19 protein-coding genes and 2 tRNA genes are annotated in these 23,172 nt (G+C 69.2%); all 21 read left to right on the top strand.

Translation table 11 applies throughout. The annotated features are described in order from the left end of the window. Positions 1-11 precede the first annotated feature (11 nt). Complete coding sequence (gene secA, locus QN163_06270) at positions 12-2,696, top strand: preprotein translocase subunit SecA (protein ID MDR5683611.1); 2,685 nt, start codon at positions 12-14, stop codon at positions 2,694-2,696. Positions 2,697-2,699: 3 nt separating this feature from the next. Beyond that, positions 2,700-4,709, top strand: coding sequence for an apolipoprotein N-acyltransferase (lnt, locus tag QN163_06265; protein MDR5683610.1), 2,010 nt, complete (start codon positions 2,700-2,702; stop codon positions 4,707-4,709). A 37-nt stretch (positions 4,710-4,746) separates the two neighbouring features. After that, a protein-coding gene (gene prfB, locus QN163_06260; GenBank protein ID MDR5683609.1) for a peptide chain release factor 2 occupies positions 4,747-5,914 on the top strand; the annotation gives its coding sequence in 2 pieces (ribosomal slippage) (positions 4,747-4,818 and positions 4,820-5,914; 1,167 coding nt in all). Positions 5,915-5,942: 28 nt separating this feature from the next. Beyond that, a complete protein-coding gene (locus QN163_06255) occupies positions 5,943-6,623 on the top strand; it encodes a DUF2993 domain-containing protein (GenBank protein MDR5683608.1) in 681 nt (226 codons plus the stop codon). Then, positions 6,620-8,770, top strand: a complete 2,151-nt coding sequence (locus tag QN163_06250; GenBank protein ID MDR5683607.1) for a DUF5693 family protein — start codon at positions 6,620-6,622, stop codon at positions 8,768-8,770. The genes QN163_06255 and QN163_06250 overlap by 4 nt, the downstream gene beginning before the upstream one ends. A 3-nt stretch (positions 8,771-8,773) precedes the next feature. Then, positions 8,774-9,811: a polysaccharide pyruvyl transferase CsaB gene (csaB, locus tag QN163_06245; protein ID MDR5683606.1), complete on the top strand. Its 1,038-nt coding sequence runs from the start codon at positions 8,774-8,776 to the stop codon at positions 9,809-9,811. Positions 9,812-9,863: 52 nt separating this feature from the next. Then, complete coding sequence (locus QN163_06240; protein ID MDR5683605.1) at positions 9,864-10,574, top strand: WecB/TagA/CpsF family glycosyltransferase; 711 nt, start codon at positions 9,864-9,866, stop codon at positions 10,572-10,574. Between the two features lie 68 nt (positions 10,575-10,642). Further along, positions 10,643-10,906, top strand: a complete 264-nt coding sequence (locus tag QN163_06235) for a stage V sporulation protein S (protein MDR5683604.1) — start codon at positions 10,643-10,645, stop codon at positions 10,904-10,906. Between the two features lie 53 nt (positions 10,907-10,959). Next, positions 10,960-11,904: a ribose-phosphate pyrophosphokinase gene (locus tag QN163_06230; protein MDR5683603.1), complete on the top strand. Its 945-nt coding sequence runs from the start codon at positions 10,960-10,962 to the stop codon at positions 11,902-11,904. Positions 11,905-11,919: 15 nt separating this feature from the next. Further along, complete coding sequence (locus QN163_06225) at positions 11,920-13,467, top strand: glutamate--tRNA ligase family protein (protein MDR5683602.1); 1,548 nt, start codon at positions 11,920-11,922, stop codon at positions 13,465-13,467. A gap of 81 nt (positions 13,468-13,548) precedes the next feature. After that, positions 13,549-13,622, top strand: a tRNA-Gln gene (locus QN163_06220). A 58-nt stretch (positions 13,623-13,680) separates the two neighbouring features. Further along, positions 13,681-13,756, top strand: a tRNA-Glu gene (locus QN163_06215). A 62-nt stretch (positions 13,757-13,818) separates the two neighbouring features. Next, complete coding sequence (locus QN163_06210) at positions 13,819-14,763, top strand: 2-hydroxy-3-oxopropionate reductase (protein MDR5683601.1); 945 nt, start codon at positions 13,819-13,821, stop codon at positions 14,761-14,763. Positions 14,764-14,771: 8 nt separating this feature from the next. Continuing rightward, positions 14,772-16,232: an ABC transporter substrate-binding protein gene (locus QN163_06205; GenBank protein MDR5683600.1), complete on the top strand. Its 1,461-nt coding sequence runs from the start codon at positions 14,772-14,774 to the stop codon at positions 16,230-16,232. 77 nt (positions 16,233-16,309) lie between these two features. Further along, a complete protein-coding gene (locus QN163_06200) occupies positions 16,310-17,347 on the top strand; it encodes an ABC transporter ATP-binding protein (GenBank protein MDR5683599.1) in 1,038 nt (345 codons plus the stop codon). Beyond that, the gene (locus QN163_06195) at positions 17,334-18,272 is read left to right on the top strand and encodes a sugar ABC transporter permease (GenBank protein MDR5683598.1); all 939 of its coding nucleotides are present in this window, start codon (positions 17,334-17,336) and stop codon (positions 18,270-18,272) included. The genes QN163_06200 and QN163_06195 overlap by 14 nt, the downstream gene beginning before the upstream one ends. Then, complete coding sequence (locus QN163_06190; GenBank protein MDR5683597.1) at positions 18,269-19,132, top strand: carbohydrate ABC transporter permease; 864 nt, start codon at positions 18,269-18,271, stop codon at positions 19,130-19,132. The genes QN163_06195 and QN163_06190 overlap by 4 nt, the downstream gene beginning before the upstream one ends. 148 nt (positions 19,133-19,280) lie before the next feature. Beyond that, entirely contained in the window at positions 19,281-20,318 is a 1,038-nt protein-coding gene (locus QN163_06185; GenBank protein MDR5683596.1) for an AAA family ATPase, read from the top strand. Continuing rightward, a complete protein-coding gene (locus QN163_06180; protein ID MDR5683595.1) occupies positions 20,278-21,168 on the top strand; it encodes a DUF58 domain-containing protein in 891 nt (296 codons plus the stop codon). The genes QN163_06185 and QN163_06180 overlap by 41 nt, the downstream gene beginning before the upstream one ends. Beyond that, a complete protein-coding gene (locus tag QN163_06175; GenBank protein ID MDR5683594.1) occupies positions 21,147-22,154 on the top strand; it encodes a VWA domain-containing protein in 1,008 nt (335 codons plus the stop codon). Before QN163_06180 ends, QN163_06175 begins: the two co-directional genes overlap by 22 nt. Before the next feature lie 10 nt (positions 22,155-22,164). Then, complete coding sequence (locus QN163_06170) at positions 22,165-23,145, top strand: VWA domain-containing protein (GenBank protein ID MDR5683593.1); 981 nt, start codon at positions 22,165-22,167, stop codon at positions 23,143-23,145. Positions 23,146-23,172 lie beyond the last annotated feature (27 nt).

Genomic DNA, 23,172 nt, shown 5'->3' with positions numbered 1-23,172 from the left:
CTTAGAGGACGATGCTCAAGACGCTGCAGAACCTCATCGGGCGATCCGACGAGCGCGCGGCGCGCCGCTACCAGCCGGTGGTCGACCGCGTGAACGCACTGGAAGGGGAGTTCGAGCGCCTGTCCGACGAGGCGCTGCGCGCCAAGACCGCGGAGTTCAAGCAGCGGCTCGCCCGGGGGGACACGCTGGACGACTTGCTCCCGGAGGCGTTCGCGGCGGTCCGGGAAGCCAGCAAGCGGACGATCGGCCTGCGCCACCATGACGTCCAGCTCATCGGCGGGGCCGTCCTGCACGAGGGCAAGATCGCCGAGATGAAGACCGGCGAGGGCAAGACGCTGGTCGCGACCCTGCCCCTCTATCTGAACGCCCTGACCGGCCGCGGCTGTCATTTGGTCACGCCGAACGACTACCTGTCCCGCATCGGCGCGGGTTGGATGGGGCCGATCTACCACGCGCTGGGGGTGTCGGTGGGGGTCGTCACGCACGAGTTCGCCGGCCTGTACGACCCGGCGTTCGACGATCCCAAACCGCACGGCGACGACCGCCTCAACCACTTCCGGCCGGTCCGCCGCCGCGAGGCCTACCTCGCCGACATCACCTACGGAACCAACAACGAGTTCGGCTTCGACTACCTGCGGGACAACATGGCGCTGCGGCTGGAGGACGTGGTCCAGCGCGAACTGCACTATGCGATTGTCGACGAGGTCGATTTCATCCTGATCGACGAGGCCCGCACGCCTCTGATCATCTCCGGCCAGGTCGAAGAATCCACGAAGCGATACTACGAGTTCGCCAGGCTCGTCCGTCGGCTCCAGCCCGGTGTCGACTACACGGTCGACGAGAAGATCAAGAACGCCGTGCTCACCGAGGAGGGCGTCCACAAGATCGAACGCATGCTGGGCGTGGACAACCTGGCCGACCCGGCCAACGTCGACCTGATGCACCACGCGCAGCAGGCGCTGCGGGCGCTGGCCTGCTACAAGCGCGACGTCGACTACGTGGTCAAGGATGGCCAGGTCATCATCGTCGACGAGTTCACCGGGCGGCTGATGTTCGGCCGCCGTTACTCCGACGGGCTCCATCAGGCGATCGAGGCCAAAGAAGGGGTGCGCATCGAGCGGGAGTCGCAGACGCTGGCGACGATCACCTTCCAGAACTACTTCCGCATGTACGAGAAGCTGGCCGGGATGACGGGCACGGCGAAGACCGAGGAGGAGGAGCTGCGCAAGATCTATGGCCTGGAAGTGGTGGTGATTCCCACCCACAAGCCGATGATCCGCCGCGACCATCCCGACGTCATCTACAAGACCGAGCGCAGCAAGTGGCGCGCGGTCGTCGAGGAGATCAAGGAGCTGTACCGGCGCGGCCAACCGGTCCTGGTCGGCACGCGGTCGATCGAGAAGAGCGAGCTGCTGAGCGGCATGCTGCGGTGGGAAGGCATCCCCCACCAGGTGCTCAACGCAAAGTATCACGAGAAGGAAGCCGAGATCATCGCGCAGGCCGGGCGGGCGGGGGCGGTGACGATCGCCACCAACATGGCTGGTCGCGGGGTGGACATCCTCCTCGGCGGCAACCCGCCGGATCCCCAGGAGGCTGAGACGGTACGGCGGCTGGGGGGCCTGCACATCCTGGGCACCGAGCGGCACGAGGCGCGGCGCATCGACAACCAGCTCCGCGGCCGCGCCGGCCGGCAGGGCGATCCGGGTTCGTCACGCTTTTACATCTCCCTCGAAGACGAACTCATGCGCATGTTCGCCGGCGAGCGGATCGCCGCAATCATGAACCGCTTCGGGATCGACGAGGACACGCCGATCGAGAGCGGAATGGTGACCAAGCAGATCGAGGGCGCGCAGAAGCGTGTGGAGCAGTACCACTTCGACATGCGCAAGCACGTGCTGGAATACGACGACGTCATGAACGTCCAGCGCCAGACGATCTACCGGGAGCGCCGGAAGGTCCTCGAAGGCTCCGACCTGCGTGAGAACGTCCTGGACATGATCGAGCGCCAGATGCGCGACCTTGCTGAAGCGTACTGCCCGCGTTCGGCACACCCGGAAGAGTGGGACGTGGAAGGACTCCTCGCGGAGGCTGCCCAGCTGGCGCCCGTCCCCGAGGTGCTGGCGATCTCGGCCGACACCCTGCGTGGCAAGACCGCCGAGCAGGTCGCCGACGAGCTGGTGACCGCCGCACTGCGCGCCTACGAGGCCAAGGAGGAAGAAGTCGGCGAGCAGACGATGCGCGAGGTCGAACGGTTCCTCCTGCTCGCCAACATCGACCGCAGGTGGATCGACCACCTGCAGGCGATGGACGAGTTGCGCGAGGGGATCGGCCTGCGCGCCTACGGCCAGATCAGCCCGCTGCTGGCCTACCAGAAGGAAGGGTACGAGCTGTTCCAGGAGATGCTGCGGGCGATCCAGGAGAACACGGTGCGTGAACTGTTCCGGGTGCGCATCGAACGGGAAGCGCCTCGGGCGCCGCGTCCGGTGGCGCGTATCACCGCCCACAGCGGCCCCGACGCCGGTACGGCGATCGGGTCGGCGGCGCTGGCTGGCGCGCTGTCGGCGTCCGACGGCGAGTCGCGCGCCGAAGGGCCCAAACCCCAGCCCGTCACGGTCGGGGTGAAGGTCGGCCGCAACGATCCGTGCCCGTGCGGGAGCGGAAAGAAGTACAAGAAGTGCTGCGGCAGAGAGCAGTGATCCGTGGCCGGTGGTCCGTGGCCGGTTGAAGAGCGAGCGGCCGCTGCACTCGTACCCCGGCACGCCGAATCTGCGGTTGGTCTTCGCTTCCCGCGCGTAGCGGCCGGCGCGCTGTCCGGCGTGCTGCTGGCGCTGGCGTTCCCCACGCCCGGATGGGCCGCGTTGGCCTGGATTGCGCTGGTGCCGCTGCTGGTGGCCCTCGACGGACTCACACCCACCCAGGCGTTTGTCCCGTCCTTCGTGTTCGGCTTGGCCTTCCACGCTCTGGTGTTCTCGTGGATGGCCGTCTTCGGCGTTCCGGCCTACGCTGTGGTCGTCTGCACCGTCGCTCTGTTCTTCGGACTGTTCGGTGTGCTGGCGCGCGCGGCCACAGCTGGCCGCCGCGCACTCGGTTGGCTGATCGGCATCCCAGCGTGCTGGGTTGCGGTGGAGTGGGTTCGGACCCTGGGCACCGCGTCGTTCCCTTGGGGGCTGGTCGGCTACTCCCAGTGGCAAAACCTGCCGGTGCTGCAGGTGGCATCGGTCGGCGGTGTGTTCGCCGTTTCGGCCCTCGTCGTGTTCGTCAACACGGGGATGGCCGTGGCGGTCCGCACGCGCGCGTGGCTGCCCGCGGCCGGCGCGTTGGTGGTGCTCGCAGCGGTCTGGGCGTGGGGTTCGGCCAGGCTGGAACCCGTGGACGCCGGGATCCTTCGGGTCGCTGCCATCCAGCACAACATCGCGCAGCGAGAGAAATTCCTGCCCGACCTGGTCGAGCGAAACCGCGACGTGCTGCTTGCGCTGACGCGCCAGGCGGTCGCCTTTGGCGCACAGCTGGTCGTGTGGCCCGAACACGTGTGGCCGGAGGAGTTGGTGCGATCGGGGCAGGTGCCGCCGGAGGTGGAGCGCTCGGCGCCTGCGGACGGAGCGGTCGTGGCGACCGGCCACATCGAAGGGCGGAGGAACAGCGCGGTGGTGGTCACGCGCGAGGGCATGGCGGGGCGGTACGACAAGGTACGGCTGGTGCCGATGGGGGAGTGGTGGGCCGAGCCCGGCCCGGGCTTCATCCCGGTGCCGGCCCCGCAGGGCCCGGCCGGGATTCTGATCTGCTACGAGTCGGTGTATCCGTCTGCCACGCGGGAACTCGTCCGCCGCGGTGCCCGCTACCTCGTCCACACCACGGAGGAAGGGTGGTTTGGGCCCTCGGCAGGACCGTTGCAGCACCTGGGGTTTACGGTCTTCCGCGCCGTGGAGTCGGGACGGGACGCCGTGCGCGCCGCCAGCACCGGCGTGACCGCGATCATCGACCGACACGGCCGCATCCTCGCCAGCCTGCCGCGGTTCGAGCGGGCGTGGCTGCCCGGCGCGATCACGCCCCGGGACGGGTCGACGCCCTACGCGCGATTCGGTGACGCGTGGGTGTGGATCGTATGTGCGGCGCTGGTCGGCACCGTGCTCCCGGGCGTGCTGCGCGAGTTGCCCCCGCGCAGCCTCGTCGTTCTGGTCGCACCCGCGGTCTCGTGGCTGGCGGTCGGGGCCCTGACATGGGTCAGCCCGTGGCCGGATGTGGCCCCGATGGTGGCCGTCCTCCTGACGGTCGCCGCCGTGCTGCCGGACGCACGGGGGCTGGGCCTGGCAGGTGGCAGGCCGGTGGTGGGCGTGGTCGTTGCGACCGGAGCGGTCGTGGTGGCGGTGTGGCTGATCCGCGTCGGATATGCGGCCCACGGGATCCCGCTCCCGGACGGGTTGCCGGGCGCCGCGACCGTGGCGCTGTCCGCGCTGGCGGGCGCCGGGGAGGAGATCTGGCTGCGCGGCGCAGTTCCCCACGTGCTGGCGCGCTGGCCTCTGGCGGCATTCGGAGTGTCGGTTGCGGGTTCCCTCGTCCTGCACGGCGCGGCCGCAGGAGAGGTCGCCGCATGGCACGTCGTGACCGCTGCCCTGTTCTTCGGCGTGCGCCGCCTCACCGGCAGCGTGTTGGGCCCGGTCGTGGCGCGGGGCGTAGGCGACGCCGCCCTGCGCACCCTGCTGGGCCTATGATACAGTCGAACTGGCGAGGGCAGTGTGAGGTGACAAGGTGACAGCAGACGAACTTCGCGCACAGGTGGAGGCGGACGCAGAGCGCCTGCGCGACATCGGGAGGCATCTTTGACACCGACCGCTGGCGCGAGCGGATCGCCGATCTCGAGCGGATGGCGCAGGCGCAGGACCTGTGGCGGGACCCCGAACGGGCCAAGGCCGTCGGTCGGGAACTGACCACGCTGCGCGAGCGGTTGTCGACGTTCGAACAGATCGAGCGCGGCCTGCGCGACCTGGCTGACCTTCTCGCCGACCGACCGGAAGACCCAGACGAAATCGCGCTGCTGCAGCAAGAAGCCGCCGAGGTGCACCGGCGCCTGGAGGCGCTCGAACTGGAGACCCTCCTCGGCGGGGAGCACGACGAGGCGAACGCGATCCTGTCGATCCACGCCGGCGCAGGGGGGACGGAGGCCCAGGACTGGGCCGAGATGCTGCTGCGCATGTACCTGCGGTGGGCGGAGTCGCGTGGGTACGCCACGGAGATCCTCGACTTGTCGGCAGGGGAGGAGGCAGGGATCAAGAGTGTGACGGTACTGGTCCGGGGCGCACACGCCTACGGCTATCTGGCCAGCGAACACGGCACGCACCGCCTGGTTCGGATCTCGCCGTTCGACGCCGCCAAACGCCGCCACACCTCGTTCGCGCTGGTGGAGGTGCTGCCTGAGATCGAAGCCGTCGAGGTCGGAATCCGGCCCGAGGACCTGCGGATCGACACGTACCGCGCCGGCGGAGCCGGCGGCCAGAACGTGAACAAGGTCGAGACCGCGGTGCGCATCACACACGTACCCACCGGGATCGTGGTCCAGTGCCAGAACGAGAGGTCGCAACACGCCAACCGCGAGAACGCGATGCGGATCTTGGCCGCGCGGTTGTTCGAGCACCGCCAGCGTGAGCAGGCGGCCAGGCTGCGTGAGATCCGCGGCGAGCACCGGGACGCCGCGTGGGGCAACCAGATCCGGTCCTACGTGCTCCAGCCCTATACGCTGGTGAAGGACCACCGGACGGGGTACGAGACGGGCAATGTCCAGGCCGTCCTGGACGGGGACTTGGACCCGTTCATCTACGCGTTCCTCAGGCAGAGGGGCACTCAGGCGTCTGCGCCCCCCGGAGAGGGCGGACAGGTGGCCGTCCAGCCCGATCGGTGGGCCCGGGGGCCAGAGACGTGAGGCATCCCCCCAGGCGAACGACCACCCAATGCTACGATTTCTGTGGCTGATCGTTGTCATCTTCGTCGCGGTGGTGGTCGGCGCGTTCGCGCTGTCGGGCTACGTGGCTTCCGGGGTGGAAGCGCAGATCCGCCACCAGTTGGCAGCAGATCCTCCCGACGCGCTGGACGTGGTGGTCCGCGCCGACCCGCTGTTGTTGTTGGCAGGAAGGGTTGCCCAGGTCACGGTCCGGTCGCGGCAGAGTAAAGTCACCATCTCCGGTCTTGCCGCCGAGTCCTTCGAGGCGGAGATGCGCAACGTCGCGTTGGATCTGCGGGCGTTGGTGGGACGCCAGGAGGTGCGCGTGGCGGACGTCGGAAGCGGCCGGGCGCGGGTCGTGGTGCACGAGGACGACCTGCAGGCCTATATCCGACAGCAGCGCAACGTCGACCTCGAACTGACCCTTCTGGACGGTAGGGTGCGCGTCCGAGCCCCTTTGTTCGGGAACGTCGTGCAAGCCGAGGGTAGGCTGGTGGCTGCTGGCGCTCGGGTCAACCTGGAACTTGACACGCTGCGGGTCGGAGGGTTCCGCGTGGAGTCGGCGGCGGTGGCCGGGCTCGCAGCGGGCGTCAACCCCGTCTTGGACCTGTCGGCGCTTCCCCTGTCCGTGACCGTCGTCGAGGTGCGGGCGGAGAACCACCGGCTGGTGGCTTCGGCGGAGATTCCATGAGCGCCGCGCCCCGTCTTTGTTGGCTCTCCGTGCTGCTGGTGGTGGGGTTGGCTGCGTCGGGCTGGATCGCGTGGACGCGCCACCGCCTGGACTCGGCGTACCGGGTCGTGGAAGTGGCGCTGGACTCCGAGGACTGGAGGATCCTGGCGGTGCGGGAGGGGCAGGACGACCCCGTGTTCTGGCAGCAACTGCGGCGACTGGGCGCCGGGTCCATCGCGGTCTACGACTCGACGCTGCGCAGGCTGGCAGACGCCGGCCTGGTGGCATATGTCGACGGGGCGACGTTGATCTCCCAGGCGCGGGCAGGGACGGTCGGAAGCGCACTCCGGTCGCTGGCCGCCGACGCAGACCCGGGTACGGTGTACGTGCTGCCCGCAAACGAGGAGGTCGCGTCGTTGGTCCGGGACGGCTTTGCCACCGCGATCGGTGCCGACCGCATCGAGCGCGTTCGGGACCAGCCGCCGGTCTACCGGGTGCGGGGACGGTTGAAGGACCTGGAGGAGACCGGGCTGGGCTTTCTACCCTCGGCCGTCGCCGCATGGGAGCGGCAAGGATTCCGGGTGATCTTGCGGCCGCGCAACGTCCGCAGCATGACCGCACAGCGCCTGCCACAGCGGATCAGCGGCTACGCAGCGTTCGGCCGCGGCCGCACCTTCGTCTTCGACCTGGCGGAGGTGCTGGGATTCGAGCGGCTGGTCGACGAGGCGGCTGCCGCCCTGCGCGAGATCGACGCCGTATACGGACGGGTGGAGATCCTCACCACCGCCCGGCGCATGAGGGGCGAGGAGACGATGGCCCAGCTCATGCGCCCGAACGTGGTACGGGTCTTCAGCATCGTGCCCGAGGAGCTGGAGCGGTTGGAGATGCGCGTCGCGGTGGACCGCTACGTCCGGGGCGCGCGGGAACGCAACCTGCGGGTCCTGTACGTGCGGCCGTTTCTGTCCACGCCCGGGGGCGTGGACGCCGTGGAGCACAACCTGACGTATCTGCGTGCCATCGTCTCCGGCGTCCGGGATGCGGGCTTTGCACTGGGCACGGCGCGCCCCCTGCCCGCCCCGGGCATGCCGCGCGGGTTGCTGTACGGAGCGGTGTTGGCGGCCGTGGTGGCGGTCGTCTGGATGCTGTTGCTCTTTGCGGAGCGCGTGGAGCTGGGCGTACCCTCGTGGACTGCCGGCGTCCTGATTGCCGTGGGCGTCTTGGGCGCCGTCGGGCTGTCGGCCGCCGGGTACGGTGCGTGGATGCGAAAGCTGTACGCGCTGGCGGCCGCGATCGCCTTTCCGACCCTTGCGGTGTTCTACGGCATCCGCCAGCTGTGGTCCGAGGGAGGGCACGCACGCGCATCTTCCGCAGTGGGAGACGCGGCGCTCGCGCTGTGGGCGGTGTCTGCGGGATCGGTGCTGGGCGGGATCGTCGTGGCCGCACTGCTGACGGAGTGGTCGTTCATGCTCGCGTTCGACGTCTTTTGGGGCGTCAAGGTCGCGACCGTGGTGCCGATCGGGCTTTTGGCGGCACTGTGGCTGCTCGACACCCGGCGCGGCGTGCGGGATGCGGTGGCACGCGTGCGAGACCTGGCCAGCCGTCCGGTGACGCTGGGGGCGGTGGTAGCGGTGATGGCCGTCGGGGCAACGGCGCTGCTGCTGCTCCTGCGGACGGGGAACACCGGCCTTCCGGTCCTCGGCGTCGAGGAGCGGCTGCGGGAGGCGCTGGAGCGGGCGCTGGTGGCGCGGCCCCGCACGAAGGAATACCTGCTGGGCCACCCGATGTTCATAGCGGGCGCAGCCGCCGCCGCGGTCGGGTTGCGGCGGTGGGCCGTGCCGCTGATCCTCGTCGGGATGATCGGCCAGGTGGGTCTGATCAACTCGTTCGCCCACGCCCACACGCCGATCCTGTACACGGTCTGGCGTACCTTCAACGGGCTGGTGCTCGGCACGGCCCTCGGTGCCGTCTTCGTCGTCGTCGCGCAGTTTGTCCTCCGCCGGTGGGCGGGATGGGTCCCGCAGACGGCCGCAGCACGCGACGGTCCGCCGTATGGAGGTGAACCCGCGCAGACGGCCCCGACGTCCGACAGCCAGCGTCCGGGCTCCGTCGCGCTGTCCGGCCGCCGGCTGCCCACTGCCGCTCCGCCACGGTCCCCCGGCGCCGATTGAGCGTTGCGCATCGCCGTCTTGGGCTACTACGGGTTCGGCAACCTCGGAGACGAGGCCGTGCTGTGGGCGATGCGGACGCACCTGGCCGAGCGTCTGCCGAACGCGAAGCTGTGCGTCCTCTCCGGGGATCCCGAGGGCACACAGGCGATGCACGGCGTGGACGCGGTCCATCGGGGCGACCTCCGCGCCGTCGCCAAGGCGTTTCGGTCGGCCGATCTGGTATGCAGCGGAGGTGGCAGCCTCTTTCAGGACGTGACGTCGTGGCGCAGCCCGGTGGTGTACGCGGCACTGCACGAGCTGAGCAGGCTTGCCCGGCACACGCTCGTGTACGCGCAGGGCGTGGGGCCGCTGCGACGCCCGCTCAGCCGCTGGCTCACGCGGCGGGCGATGGACGCGGCGGAGCGGATCACGCTGCGCGATGGGGACTCCGCCGCCCTGCTGCGGCGGCTGGGCATCCGTCGGCCCATCGAGGTCACCTGCGATCCGGTCTTCGGCCTCCAGGCGCCGTCGCGCGGGCCCGAACCCCGTACCCTGCTCATCGGCGTCTCGGTCCGGTCCTGGCCCGGGGTGTGGCTGGGGCCGCTGGCCCGGGGACTGCAGGAGGCGCAGCGCCAAACGGGCGCGAGGGTGAAGGTGGTCTGCCTGCACCCACGCGCCGACCTCGAGGTCTCGCGGCAGCTCGTCGAGCGCCTGGAGCCGGCAGACCTCGTGGTCCCCGGAGGTCCGGCGGAGGCACTTGAGGCGATGGACGACGTCACCCTGCTGGTGGGGATGCGGCTGCACGCGCTGATCCTGGCCGCCGTGTGTGGGAGGCCGTTCGTGGCGCTGGCCTACGACCCGAAGGTAACCGTGCTCGCCCGGACGCTGGGCGCACCGGTCCTGCCGCCGGACGAGGGTCTGACCGGCGAGGCCGTGTCGAGGGCGGTGGTCTCGGTGTGGCGGGATCCGGAGGCCGCGCCACGCACCGCGGCGCAGGCCGCGCGCATGCGCCCACTCGCGCGCCGTCCGGCCGAGGTCGCCGCGGAGTTGCTGGGGGTGTGAGCGCGTGCGGGTGTCGGGAGCCGAAGGGAGTGGCGGCGCGCGGAACGACCGCGTGAGGATCCTGGGCGTGCCGTTCGACCCCGTCGACCTCCCCACTGCGGTCCGGTACGTCGCCGACCTCGCCGAGGACGGCAGACCGCATCTGATCGTGACGGCCAACCCCGAGGCGGTGATGGCCGCTCGGAAAGATCCGGAACTGGCCGCGGCCATCCGCGGCGCCGACCTGGTGGTCGCCGACGGCATCGGTGTCGTGTGGGCGGCCCGCCGCTTGGGCCGACCTCTGCCGGGTCGGGTGGCGGGAGTCGACCTGATGCTCGGCCTCTGCGCGTGGGCAGAGCGGGCCGGTCGGTCGGTCTTCCTGTTGGGGGGTGTGCCGGGAGTGACCGAGGCCGCCGCGCGGTCCCTCGCCGCCCGCTACCCAGGGTTGCGCATTGCAGGCACCCGGGACGGATACCGGAGTCTACGGGCCGCCGACGCCGTCGAGCAGATCGCCGCTTCGAGCGCCGACCTGCTGTTCGCCGGGCTGGGGATGCCGCTGCAGGAGAAGTGGTTGGCACGCCACCTGGATCGGCTGAACGTGCGCGTGGCCATGGGTGTGGGTGGCAGCCTCGACGTGCTCGCGGGGCGCGTCCGGCGCGCCCCACGCTGGCTGCGAAGGCTGCACCTGGAGTGGCTGTACAGGCTTTTGCGTCAGCCGTCCCGCTGGCGCCGGCAGACGGCCCTGTTGGCGTTTGCGTGGGCGATCCTGGTGCGGCGGTGCTGAAGGCAGGGGATCAACTGCGCGAGGAGGAAGACTCTTCGCGCGACGCATGCGCCGGCGAGGGGGCCGGGATGGCCGACGTGCTGAGGGTGTCCGCCGATTCCAATCCCAAGGCCGTCGCCGGCGCGCTGGCGGCGCTGCTGCGGGAGCAGGGGTCTGCGGAGTTGCAGGCGATCGGGGCGGGCGCCGTCAACCAGGCCGTGAAGGCGATCGCGATCGCGCGCGGCTTCGTCGCCCCCAACGGCATCGACTTGGTGGTGATCCCCGCGTTCGCGAGAGTCGAGATCGACGGGGAGGAGCGTACTGCCATCCGGTTCGTGGTGGAGGCGCGGTGAGCGACGGTCCGTGCCCACGTGCCGTCGGAGGAGGTTGACCGAGGGGTGAGGCGATGCAGTACGGACCGCTGAAGATCTTCTCCGGAACCGGCAACCGCCCGCTGACCCAGGAGATCGCCGAGTGTCTGGAGGTCGAGCTCGGCCAGGTGCGCATCGAGCGGTTCGCCGATGGGGAGATCTACGTGCGGTACGAGGAGAACGTGCGCGGGGTCGACGCGTTCGTCGTGCAGCCCCTCTGTCATCCGGTAAACGAGAACCTCATGGAACTGCTGATCATGCTCGATGCCGCTCGCCGGGCATCGGCCGGACGCATCACCGCGGTGATCCCCTACTACGGATACGCGCAGAAGGACAAGAAGGATGCGCCGCGCGAGCCGATCACCGGCCGGTTGGTGGCCGACATGCTGATCACCGCCGGCGCGAACCGTGTCCTCACCGTCGACCTGCACGCGGGCCAGATCGAGGGATTCTTCAGCATCCCGGTCGACCACCTAAGGGCGATGCCGCTGTTCGCCGACTACCTCCGCCACAAGGGCCTCCGGGACGCGGTGGTGGTCGCCGCGGACGCCGGCGCGGTCAAGCGCAGCAAGGAGCTCGCGGACCGGTTGAACCTTCCGCTGGCCATCATTTTCCAGAGGCGGATCGGCAAGGACCAGAAGGAACCCGTCGAGATCGTTGGGACCGTGGAAGGCAAGACGCCGGTCATCGGCATCGAGGACCGGATCAGCACCGCCGGCACACTGTACAACGCCGTCGACATCCTCATGGCGCACGGGGCCCGGCCCGAGGTGTACATCTGCGCCACGCACGCGGCGTTCGCCGGAGCGGCGCTCGAGCGCCTGCAGCGAGAGGAGATTCGGGAGGTCATCGTCACCAATACGATCCCGCCGCCGGCCGGGCTGCCCGAGAAGGTCACCATCCTGTCGGTCGCGCCGCTGCTGGGGGAGGCCATCCGCCGGATCCACGGTGACCAGTCCGTGAGCGCGCTGTTCACGTAGCGTCGACGCCCCACCATGTCCACGACCGTGCGCACCCGGATCCCGCCGTCGCCCACCGGTTACATCCACGTGGGCAACGCCTGGGCCGCGTTCTTCAACTGGCTGTATGCGCGCCGACACGGTGGGCAGGTCGTGCTGCGGATCGAGGATACCGACCGGACGCGGTCGCGCCCGGAGTTCGAGCAGGCGATCTACGAGGACCTGCGGTGGCTGGGCATCGACTGGGACGAGGGGCCGGACGTGGGCGGCCCGAACGGACCGTACCGACAGACCGAACGCACCGATCTGTACCGACAGACCGCCGAAGAACTCGTGCGACGCGGTGCCGCCTACCCATGCTACTGCACCCCGGAGGAGATCGATGCCGACCGCGAACGGGCGCAGGCGGAGCATCGCCCGTACCGGTACTCGGGCCGCTGCCGTGACCTGTCGGCGGCGGAGGTCGCCGCGCTCGAGGCCGCCGGCCGGCGTCCGGCATTGCGGTTCAACACGGAGCGGTTCCGGGATCCCGCGCTGACGGCGCCGGATGGTTGGCTGCAAGCGCGGCGCCACGACGGCGAGGCCAAGATCTGCGTCGTGGTGCACGACCTGATCCGGGGGGAGGTCCTGTTCCATCTCGACGACATCGACGACTTCATCATCGTGCGCTCGGACGGCAGCGCCCTGTACAACTTCGCCAACGTCACCGACGACCACGGGATGGCGATCACCCACATCATGCGCGGGCTTGAGCACCTGTCGAACACCCCGCGCCAGCTCTTGATGTACCATGCGGCCGGTTGGGATCCGCCGCAGTTTGCCCACCTTCCCGTGCTGCTGGGACCCGACCGCAAGAAGCTCAGCAAGCGGCACGGCGATACGGCGTTGCGCGACTACCGCGACGAGCTGTACCTGCCCGAGGCCATGCGCAACTTCTTCGCGCTCATGGGCTGGTACCCGGAGGACGGGCGAGAGATCTTCAGCACCGAGGAGTTGGTGGCGCGCTTCGACATCGCGCAGGTGGGGCGGGCCTCGCCGATCTTCGACCGCCAAAAGCTGGTATGGATGAACGGCGAGTACATGCGCCGGGCCATGCGCGACGATCCGGAGCGGGTCGTCGACCTGGTCACCGGCTACCTGGTGCGCCGGAGCCTGCTCACCGAGCCGGTGGGCCCCGAGGTGCGGGACTACGTGCGCCGGGTGGTCGAAGTCCTCGGCGAGCGTCTGAAGACCGGGGAGGATGTGGTGACCTACGGCGACTTCTTCTTCCTAGAGCGACCCCGCTACGACGAGGCAGCCGTCACCAAGTACCTCCGGCAGCCGGGTGCCGGACAGGTGCTGCGGGAGGCCTCGGAGCAGCTGGGGGCGGCGGATCCGTTTGCGGCTGCTCACATCGAGCGCGTGCTGCGGGCGCTGGCAAGCGAACGGGATCTGGAGATGCGTGCAATCGTCCATCCGCTGCGGGTGGCGCTCACGGGCAAGACTGTGGGGCCCGGCCTGTTCGAACTGATCGAGGTCCTCGGCAAGGACCGGGTCGTTCGGCGCCTGGCCGACGCGCAGGCGTTGGCCGGCGGCGCCGCATAGAGCGTGGCAGCGGTTTGACAGGGTCGGCGCGGTCCGCCAAGATAGGGGGTGTGGCCCCACGGGCAACCGTGGGGCTTGTTTTGGGGGATCGTCTAGCGGTAGGACGACGGGCTCTGGACCCGTTAGCGGGGGTTCGAATCCTCCTCCCCCAGCCAGTGAGGACGACGGTCGGGGAGGCCCGGTGTGTGGGGCCCACCGACCACTGCGGTGCATGGCCCCATCGTCTAGAGGCCTAGGACACCACCCTCTCAAGGTGGAGACGGGGATTCGAATTCCCCTGGGGCCACCAACGGCCGTGGGCGGTGAACGGTGAACGGCGCCGCGGATCGCTCCGGTCGGTTCGATCCCCAGATGAGTTCGGTGGGTTTTATCGGTTTGGGCATCATGGGCAAGCCGATGGCCCGCAACCTCCTGCGCGCGGGGTATCGGCTGACGGTGCACAGCCGTAGCCGTCCGCCGGTGGACGAACTGGTGGCCGCGGGGGCTGCGGCTGCGAGTGCCCCCGTGGAGGTCGCACAGGCCAGCGACGTGGTGATCACGATGCTGCCCGATACGCCCGACGTCGAGCAGGTCCTGTTCGGCCCGGGCGGTGTGGAGGAGGGGCTGCGGACGGGCGGCGTGGTGATCGACATGAGCACGATTGCGCCCGGCGCGGCGCGCGCCTTCGCGCAACGACTGCGGGCTCGGGGCGTTCAGATGCTGGATGCGCCGGTCAGCGGGGGGCAAAGGGGCGCCGAGGAAGCGACGCTCTCGATCATGGTGGGCGGTGACGACCAGACGTTCGCTGCCTGCCAGCCGCTGTTCGAAGCGATGGGCAGGAACATCGTCCACGTCGGTCCCAACGGCGCCGGGCAGGTGTGCAAGGCAGCCAACCAGATCGTCGTGGCCCTTACCGTGCAAGCCGTCGCCGAAGCCCTGACGCTGGCGCGGCGCAGCGGGGTCGACCCCGCCCGGGTACGTCAGGCGCTGCTGGGGGGATTCGCTGCGAGCAGGGTCCTGGAAGTCCACGGGCAGCGGATGCTTGACCGCCTCTACGAACCCGGTTTTCGCAGTCGGCTGCACCGCAAGGACCTGGCCATCGCCCTCGCCGCAGGCCGGGATGCGGGCGTGCCGTTGCCGGCGACGGCGTTGGTGGGCGAACTGATGGCGGCGCTTGTGGCAACCGGCCGCGGCGAGGCGGACTCGTCGGCCCTCGCCCTGCTGCTGGAGGAACTGTCCGGTGAAACCCGGTCTTTAGGGAGGGAACGGGACGTCGGCGGGCGTACTCTGGACAACGAAGCAGACCGAGGGGGGTGAGAAGCAGCATGTCAGAACCGAAGAAGGCACCAGCACCGGTCGACGGGGGCGGCGCCGAACAAGGGCGGATCTCCCGACGGGATTTCCTCAAGCGCGCCGCCGCCGCGACGGCGGTCGCCAGCATGCCGTACTTTTACGTGCCGAAGTACGCCATGGCGCAGCAGCGGACGCTGCGCATCGGCACGTGGAGCCACTTCGTGCCGGCCTACGACGAGTGGTTCGATCCGTTCGCCCGCCGCTGGGGTGAGAGCAAGGGCATCCAGGTGACCGTCGACCACATCTCATTCGCCGACGTCGTGCCGCGGGCCAACGCGGAGGTCGCCGCGCAGCAGGGCCACGACCTGTTCTTCTTTCTGGCGCCGCCGGCGGCGTTCGAGCCGCACGTGCTCGATCTGGCCGACATCAACCGCGAGGCGGAGCGTCTGTACGGCCCGATGATGCCGTTCATCCGGCGCAGCACCTTCAACCGCAACACGAACAAGTGGTTCGGGTTCTCCGACAACTGGGTGCCGGATCCCGGCGACTATCTGAAGAGCGTCTGGACCGCGGTCGGATACCCCAACGGTCCGGCGACCTGGAACGATCTGCTGGTGGGCGGCAACCGGATCAAGCAGCGGTTCCCGGAGATCCAGATCCCCATCGGGATCGGGTACTCCCAGGACATCGACTCGAACATGGCCGTGCGGGCGATCCTGTGGTCGTTCGGTGCCTCGGTGCAGGACGCCCAGGAGAACGTCGTGCTCAACAGCGAGCAGACGATCCGCGCACTCGAGTACGGTGTCCGCCTCTTCCGGGAAGTCATGAACCCTGCCGTGTTGAGCTGGAACGCCGCGTCGAACAACCAGGCCCTCAACGCGCGGCAGACCTCGTACATCCTGAACTCGATCTCGGCCTACCGCACCGCGCAGGACAACCGTCTGCCGGTCGCCGACGACATCCACTTCGTTCCCGCGCTGCGCGGTCCCGCGGCGCGGTGGGTGAGCGGCCACCTGACCGGCGTATGGGTCATCTGGCGGTTCGCCCGCAGCCCCGATGTCGCCAAGGAGTTCCTGCTCCACCTGCTGGAGAACTACCGCAGCGCCGTGCTGGCGAGCAAGCTGTACAACTTCCCGTCGTTCATGGGATCGGTGGCGGACCGGCGCGTGCCGGTTGCCGAAAAGCCCGCGGAGGGACGCCGCTGGATCCGCGCCGCGTGCATCCGCGATCCGTTCGGGTCGAATCCGCCCGACAAGCTGCGGCCGATCGCGGACGCGGAGGAGTGGACGACCAACGTTGGTCACCCCGGTCCGGCCAACCCGGCCATCGGCGAGATCTTCGATACCTACGTGATCACCGACATGTTCGCCAAGGCGGCGACCGGACAGCTGACGCCGCGGCAGGCGCTGGACGAGGCGAATCGGCGCTGCCGCGAGATCTTCACGAAGTGGCGCCGTCAGGGGCTCGTCGGCGGAGGAGGGGGAGACCGCTAGCGGCCGGCGCACGAACGGAACGCCGGGGGTCGGGGGCCGCCGGGCCCTCGCCCCCGGCGCAGTGTGAGGAAACTGCTATGGGCTACGTGGAAACCCGGTCTCTGCACAAGCACTTCGGCGAGGTGCGTGCCGTCGACGGCGTGGATCTTTCGGTGGGCGAGGGCGAGCTGTTGGTCCTGCTCGGACCCTCGGGGTGCGGAAAGACGACCCTGATGCGGATGATCGCCGGCCTCGAGACGCCGACGGCCGGGGAGATCTACATCGGCGGCCAGCGCGTCGACGAGGACGTGCCGCCCCGGGCACGCGGCATCGCCATGGTGTTCCAGAGCTACGCGCTGTACCCGCACAAGACCGCTTTCGAGAACATCGCCTTCCCGCTGGAAGCGCTGCGCACAGAACGGCCGACGATCCGCCAGCGGGTGGAGTGGGCCGCCGGACTGTTCGGCATCGGCCATTTGCTCGGGCGCCGGCCGCGCCAGCTGTCCGGTGGGGAGCGGCAGCGCGTGGCGCTGGCGCGGGCGGTGGTGCGAGACCCGCGCGTGTTCCTGCTCGACGAGCCGCTCAGCAACCTCGACGCAAAACTGCGCGCGGTCGCCCGGTTCGAGCTCAAGCAGCTACAGCGGCAACTGGGGACCACCACGATCTACGTGACCCACGACCAGGTGGAAGCCATGGGACTGGGGGACCGGATCGCGGTGATGGAGCAGGGGCGCGTCCGGCAGATCGGGACGCCGCAGGAAGTCTACGACAACCCGGCCGACACGTTCGTCGCAACGTTTCTGGGATCGCCGCCGATGAACCTCGTCGAGCACGACGAGCAGACGATCTACGGCTTCCGGCCCGAGAACTTCCTCCCGAGGAACGCCTTCGGCTCCAACGACGACCTGGTCGTGTACCGGTTCCGCGTCCGAGAGGTGGAACACCTGGGCTCCGACCGGTTGATCTACGGCTACCTGGAGGAAGAGCGGAGGACCGACCAGCCGGTCATCTCGGCGGTGCCGGTCACGATCACGACGCCGATCGCCGAGGGGGAAGTGTACGAGTTCGCCCTGCGCTCACGGGATCTGCGCCGATTCGACGCGCGGACAGGGCTCGCACGCAATGGCGCTGCGTAGGGAGGCCGCGGTTGCGCCCGCGGCGCCCGGACTGGTTCGGCGGACGATCGCCGACCGCGAGGCGGTGCTCGCCCCGCTCATGCTGGGGCCGGCGCTGGCCTATGTCATCCTGCTGGTCGCCGTGCCGTTCGCCCTCGCCATCCTCCTCAGCTTTTCGGCCGCGACCGCCGGAAGCCTGGACCTGCGCTGGGTGGGATTCCGGAACTTCGAGACCCTGCTCGGAGACCCGCTGTTCCGCCGCGCCCTCGCCAACACGTTGCGGTTCGTGGTCGTCTCGCAGCTGCTGGTCATGGTGCTGGCGGTGACGGCAGCCCACGTGCTGGATGCGGCCTTCTTCGGCAAGCGCGTCGTCCGGTCGCTGCTGCTCCTGCCTTGGGCGGCACCGGTCGCCCTCGCGTCGATGGCGTGGGTGTGGATCTTCGATTCCACGTTCAGCGTGATCAACTGGACCCTCAAGGTCGCGGGCCTGCTGCCGGGCTGGCTGTACTGGTTCGGAGAACCGGCACTTGCGACTGCGGCGATCATCATTGTCCACGTGTGGCGGATGTTTCCGTTCGCGACCGTGATCGTGCTCGCCGGGATGACCGCGATCCCGCAGGACGTCCGCGAGGCGGCCGTGGTGGACGGAGCGGGGTTCTTCCGGCGCCTGTTCCAAGTGAACCTCCCGCTGCTGCTGCCGGTCGTGACGGTCGCGGTGCTGTTCGGGATGGTGTTCACGGCCACGGACTTCAGCGTCGTGTGGCTGCTGACCCGGGGCGGCCCGTACAACCAGACGCACGTGCTGTCCACGCTGGCGTTCCAGCGCGGCATCCTCGGCGCGAACCTCGGGGAGGGGGCAGCGGTCGCGCTGTTCTTGCTCCCGCTGCTGCTCGTGCTGGCCGTCGTGATGCTGCGGGTGGCACGGCGCGCGGAGGTGGGCGTATGACACTGCGGCGCCTGACGCGCGTCCTGCGGCGATTGGCGCTGTACGTGGGGGCCCTGGCGTTCACGGTATTCGCGGTCTTTCCCTTCTACTGGATGCTGCTGACGTCGTTCAAACAGAACCGCGACCTGTACGTGGGAGCGACGAATCTGAGCCACGTCCCGTGGATCTTCAATGACCCTCCCACGCTCGACCACGTGCGGCTGCTGTTTACGGGAACCCCCTACCTCACGTGGGTGAAGAACACCGCCTTCGTGGGCGGGGTCGTGGTGCTGATCACGCTGCTGGCCGCCGTACCGGCCGGCTACAGCCTGGCCCGGCTGACAGGGCGCTGGGGGGAACGGCTGGGGATCGGCATCTTCTTGACCTACCTGATCCCACCGACACTGCTGTTCATCCCGTTCGCGCGGGTGATCTCCGTGCTGGGACTGCAGAACAACCTCTGGGCGCTCGTGCTGATCTATCCGACGTTCACGATTCCGTTCTGCACGTGGCTGATGATGGGGTTCTTCCGGTCGGTGCCGCGGGACATCGAGGAGCAGGCGATGATCGACGGCTACAGCCGGCTGAGCGTGATCCGGAAGGTTGTGCTGCCGCTGGCCGTCCCAGGGCTGCTGACCGTGGTGATCTTCGCGTTCACGTTGGTCATGCAAGAGTTCATCTACGCTCTGACCTTCATCAGCCAGGTCCAGAAGATGACAGTGAGCCTGGGCGTTCCGGTGGCCCTGGTGCGCGGCGACGTCTTCTATTGGGGGTCGCTGATGGCCGCGTGCCTGATCACCAGCCTGCCGATCGCGATCGTGTACAGTTCCTTCATCGACCGCTTCATCGCCGGCCTCACCGGGGGGGCGCTCAAGGGATGAAGGCCGCCCGCAGATCGATTGTCACACGCATGTGAAGCCCGCGGTTTGACCCCTTCCCGGGCCTCGGTTTAGCATCGTGGCGAGCCGGGAATCCCCCTCGGCGTTCTGGGATCGTAGATGGCGTAGCCCCGCGACGGGAGGAAACCGAATGCCGCATCCCACCGAGGTGTACGCGCAGGCCGCCGCGACTCTTCGTCGGGTCCTGTTCGAGATCAAGAAGGTGATCGTCGGCCAGGATCTGATGCTCGAACGGATCCTCGTCGCCCTGCTCGCCCGCGGCCACGTGCTGATCGAAGGCGTTCCCGGGCTGGCCAAGACGATGGCGATCAAGACCACCGCACACACCGTCGGCGGGGAGTTCAAACGGATCCAGTTCACGCCGGACCTCGTGCCCGCCGACCTGATCGGCACAAGGCTGTACAACCAGCAGAAGGCCACGTTTGAGACCGAACTGGGACCGATCTTCGCCAACCTGGTGCTCGCCGACGAGATCAACCGTGCGCCGGCCAAAGTGCAGTCGGCGCTGCTGGAGGCGATGCAGGAGCGGCAGGTGACGATCGGCAAGAACACGTTCCCGCTGCCGGAGCCGTTCTTGGTCCTGGCGACGCAGAACCCGATCGAGAGTGAGGGGACGTATCCGCTGCCGGAAGCCCAGCTGGACCGGTTCATGTTCAAGGTGGTCATCGGATACCCGTCGGTGCACGAGGAGATCGAGGTGGTCGAGCGGATGAGCGCCGAGACGCTGCCCCGGGCCGAACGGGTCATCGAGGCGCGCGACCTTCTGGATCTGCAGAAGGTGGCCGACACTGTGTACGTCGCCCCGCGCGTGATGGAGTACGCGGTCGCCCTGGCAACCGCGACGCGCGATTTGGGCAGCGTCGGGCTGGCAGAGATGAGGCGCTACGTCTCCTTCGGAGCGAGCCCGCGCGCGCCCCTCAACCTCGTGCTGGGCGCCAAGGCGCTGGCGGTCCTGCGCGGCCGAGAGTACGCGCTGCCGGAGGACGTCCGGGATCTGGCCTACGAGGTGCTGCGGCACAGGCTGGTCCTGTCCTACGAGGCGCTCGCCGAGGAAGTGACGCCGGACCGGATCATCGAGAGGATTCTGGAGCGGGTGCCGCTCCCTCGAGTCCACATCGGAGACCCGCATGGAGACACCCGAGCAGATCTTGAGGCGCCTCGAGTTTAGGGTCGTCCGCCGTCTCGACGGATTCCTGTTCGGGGACTACACGGGGGTGTTCTACGGTCCCAGCCTGGACCTGGCCGAGGTGCGCGAGTACGTGCCCGGTGACGAGGTGCGCCGCATCGACTGGAACGTGACCGCTCGGACGGCGCGGCTGCATGTCCGGCAGTACCGCGAGGAGAAGGAGCTCACCGCCTGGCTGGTGGTGGATCTGTCGCCGTCGATGGCGTTCGGGACGCGGCGCGTGCTCAAGCGGGCCGTGGCCGCCGAGTTCTGCGGGACCGCAGCGTACATCGTGACGCGCCACGGCGACAAGGTCGGCGCGCTGTTCTTCCCCCAACCCCTGATGATCCCCCCGCGCACCGGACGCCGACAGGCGCTGCGGATCCTGCACGCCACAGACCAGCTGGCCGCCTCCCCGCCGGGCGAGCGGACGGATCTGGGTCGCGCGCTCGTGAACGTCGCGCGCATGCTGCGCCGGAGGTCGCTGGTGTTCTTGGTCTCTGACTTTTTGTCCGCCGAGGGCTGGGAGTCGCCGCTGCGGCAGGTGGCGCAGCGACACGACGTCGTCGCGGTGCGCGTCACGGATCCCGCCGAGCGCGAGCTGCCCGATGTGGGGGTCATGACCCTGCAGGACCCGGAGACCGGCGAGCAGGTGCGCGTGGACACGTCCGACGCGCGCGTGCGGGCCGCCTATCGCGAGCTCGTGACGACGCGCGACGATAGGTTGCGGCTGGCGTTCCGACAGGCCGGTGTGGACGTCCTGACGTTGTCCACCCACGAGTCGATCGTCGAACCGTTGGTCCGCTTCGTCGCGTACCGCAGGAGGAGACGGTGGAGTTCACCTGGCCGGTGATGCTGGTCGGGCTGGCGGTCGTCCCGCTGCTGCTCGTCGGCTACGGTGCGTTGCGCCGGTGGCAGGCGCAGGCGGCGACCGCGTTCGCCGACGCTCACCTGCTGCCCTACCTGCGGCAGGGCCCGCGCCTGCGCTTGCCACACCTCCCGTTCGCCTGCTACCTTTCCGCGATCGTCTTGCTGATACTCGCCTCCGCCAGGCCGGTGGCGGCCATCCCCGTTCCCACGAACCAGTCGGTGTTGATGCTCGCGATCGACACGAGCAAGAGCATGGTGGCCAACGACCTGACGCCCAGCCGTCTGGAGGTTGCGAAGACCACGGCCCGGGACCTCGTTCGGGCGATGCCACGGTCGGTGCGCGTCGGTCTGGTGGCGTTCAGCGACTACCCCCAGGTGCTCGTGCACCCAACGACGGAGCACCCGGACGTGTTGGACGCGATCGACCGGCTGCAGCCGGCTCAGGCGACGGCGGTCGGCTCGGCGATCCTGGCCGCGGTGCGGGCGATGCCGGGGCGCGAGCAGGCCGGAGAGGCGCTGTTGCAGCAGCAACGCGGCCAGCCGCCGACTGTGGTGCCTCCGTCGGCGCCCGAAGCGCTTCCGCCCGGCGCGGTCGTGGTCATCACCGACGGTGTGACAAACATCGGCGTCGACCCCCTGCAGGCGGCGCAGGTCGCGCACGAGTTTCGCGTGAAGGTCTACACCGTCGGGGTCGGAACACCCAGTGGCAGCGTTCAGTCAGTCGACAACCAGATGGTGTTCATTCCGTTCGATCCGACCGGGCTACAGCAGATCGCACAGATCACCGGCGGGCGCTACTTCTACCCTCCCTCGTCGGACGACCTGCGCGCGGTCGCCCGCGAACTCGGAAGGGCGTTCGCGTGGCAGCGGCAGAGGACGGAGGTGACCTCACTCGTCGCGGCGGCGGGCGGGGTTCTCATGCTGGCCGGTGGGGCGCTGTCGTTGGCGTGGTTTCGGAGAGTGCCGTGAGAGCCCCGGCATGCTGACGTTCAAGTGGCCTGCGATGCTGTGGGGCGTGTTGCTCGTCCCGTTGCTAGGAGCGCTGTACGTCACTCTGCTGCGCCGGCGCAACCCCCGCACGGTGTCCCACACCGACATCGCGTTCGTGGCGGCTGCCGCATCGCAGTCGCGGACGTGGAGAAGGCACCTTCCCGCCGCGGTCTTCGGCCTGTCGCTGCTGGCCCTGATCGTGGCGCTCGCCCGCCCCGTGGCGCCGCTGCCCGTCCCGGCGTCAAACGTGTACGTCGTGCTGTCGATCGACGTGAGCCGCAGCATGCTGGCCGAGGACGTCCCCCCCAACCGCATGGAAGCCACGAAGGCCGCGGCGCTGGAGTTCGTGCGGTCGATGCCCCGGGGGGCCCGCATCGGCCTGGTCACGTTCAGCTCCTACGCCACGCTTCTGGTGCCGCCGACGGATGACCACGAGCGCGTCATGCGCGCGATCGAGTCGCTGGCGACGGAGTTCGCGACGGCGATTGGGGACGGGCTGCTCGAGGCAGTGTGGGCCCTGCCCGGGCGGACGCGACCCGCGGATCTGTCGCAGCCGCCCCCGCCGCCCCAGGGCAGGCTGCCACCGGCCACCGTCGTGCTGATGTCGGACGGCCAGAGCAACCGCGGCGTGCTACCCAGCGACGCCGCACGGATCGCCCGCGACCAGCAGGTGAAAGTCTACACCGTTGGCGTCGGCACACCCGAGGGGACGTTCCTCAACCTCGGGGGCCGCATGATCTGGGTGCGGCTGGACGAAGAGACGCTCAAGGAGATCGCTGCGATCACCGACGGCACCTACTACCACGCCTCCTCCGCGTCGGAACTCCGGCGCGTCTACCGCACGTTGGGCCGGGTGATCGGGTGGGAGCGCAAGCCGACCGAGGTCTCTTCCGTCGCCGCCGCCGCTGCCGCCGTTTTGCTGGTCTGCGCGGTCGCGACGTCGATGCTCTGGGTGTACAGGTCGGCCTGATTCCCCCGTTTCGCCACCGTCCCTGCG

This window comes from Armatimonadota bacterium, from assembly GCA_031432545.1.
Lineage (GTDB): Bacteria > Sysuimicrobiota > Sysuimicrobiia > Sysuimicrobiales > Sysuimicrobiaceae > Caldifonticola > Caldifonticola tengchongensis.
This window is presented reverse-complemented; position numbering and strand designations above follow the sequence as displayed.

What these genes read in the sequence shown, in the direction of transcription:
- secA (MDR5683611.1), top strand. Translation starts at nt 12, where the DNA reads ATGCTCAAGACGCTGCAGAACCTCATCGGGCGATCCGACGAGCGCGCG.
- QN163_06255 (MDR5683608.1), top strand. Translation starts at nt 5,943, where the DNA reads ATGCTACGATTTCTGTGGCTGATCGTTGTCATCTTCGTCGCGGTGGTG.
- QN163_06250 (MDR5683607.1), top strand. Translation starts at nt 6,620, where the DNA reads ATGAGCGCCGCGCCCCGTCTTTGTTGGCTCTCCGTGCTGCTGGTGGTG.
- QN163_06235 (MDR5683604.1), top strand. Translation starts at nt 10,643, where the DNA reads ATGGCCGACGTGCTGAGGGTGTCCGCCGATTCCAATCCCAAGGCCGTC.
- QN163_06230 (MDR5683603.1), top strand. Translation starts at nt 10,960, where the DNA reads ATGCAGTACGGACCGCTGAAGATCTTCTCCGGAACCGGCAACCGCCCG.
- QN163_06225 (MDR5683602.1), top strand. Translation starts at nt 11,920, where the DNA reads ATGTCCACGACCGTGCGCACCCGGATCCCGCCGTCGCCCACCGGTTAC.
- QN163_06210 (MDR5683601.1), top strand. Translation starts at nt 13,819, where the DNA reads ATGAGTTCGGTGGGTTTTATCGGTTTGGGCATCATGGGCAAGCCGATG.
- QN163_06205 (MDR5683600.1), top strand. Translation starts at nt 14,772, where the DNA reads ATGTCAGAACCGAAGAAGGCACCAGCACCGGTCGACGGGGGCGGCGCC.
- QN163_06200 (MDR5683599.1), top strand. Translation starts at nt 16,310, where the DNA reads ATGGGCTACGTGGAAACCCGGTCTCTGCACAAGCACTTCGGCGAGGTG.
- QN163_06195 (MDR5683598.1), top strand. Translation starts at nt 17,334, where the DNA reads ATGGCGCTGCGTAGGGAGGCCGCGGTTGCGCCCGCGGCGCCCGGACTG.
- QN163_06190 (MDR5683597.1), top strand. Translation starts at nt 18,269, where the DNA reads ATGACACTGCGGCGCCTGACGCGCGTCCTGCGGCGATTGGCGCTGTAC.
- QN163_06185 (MDR5683596.1), top strand. Translation starts at nt 19,281, where the DNA reads ATGCCGCATCCCACCGAGGTGTACGCGCAGGCCGCCGCGACTCTTCGT.
- QN163_06180 (MDR5683595.1), top strand. Translation starts at nt 20,278, where the DNA reads ATGGAGACACCCGAGCAGATCTTGAGGCGCCTCGAGTTTAGGGTCGTC.
- QN163_06170 (MDR5683593.1), top strand. Translation starts at nt 22,165, where the DNA reads ATGCTGACGTTCAAGTGGCCTGCGATGCTGTGGGGCGTGTTGCTCGTC.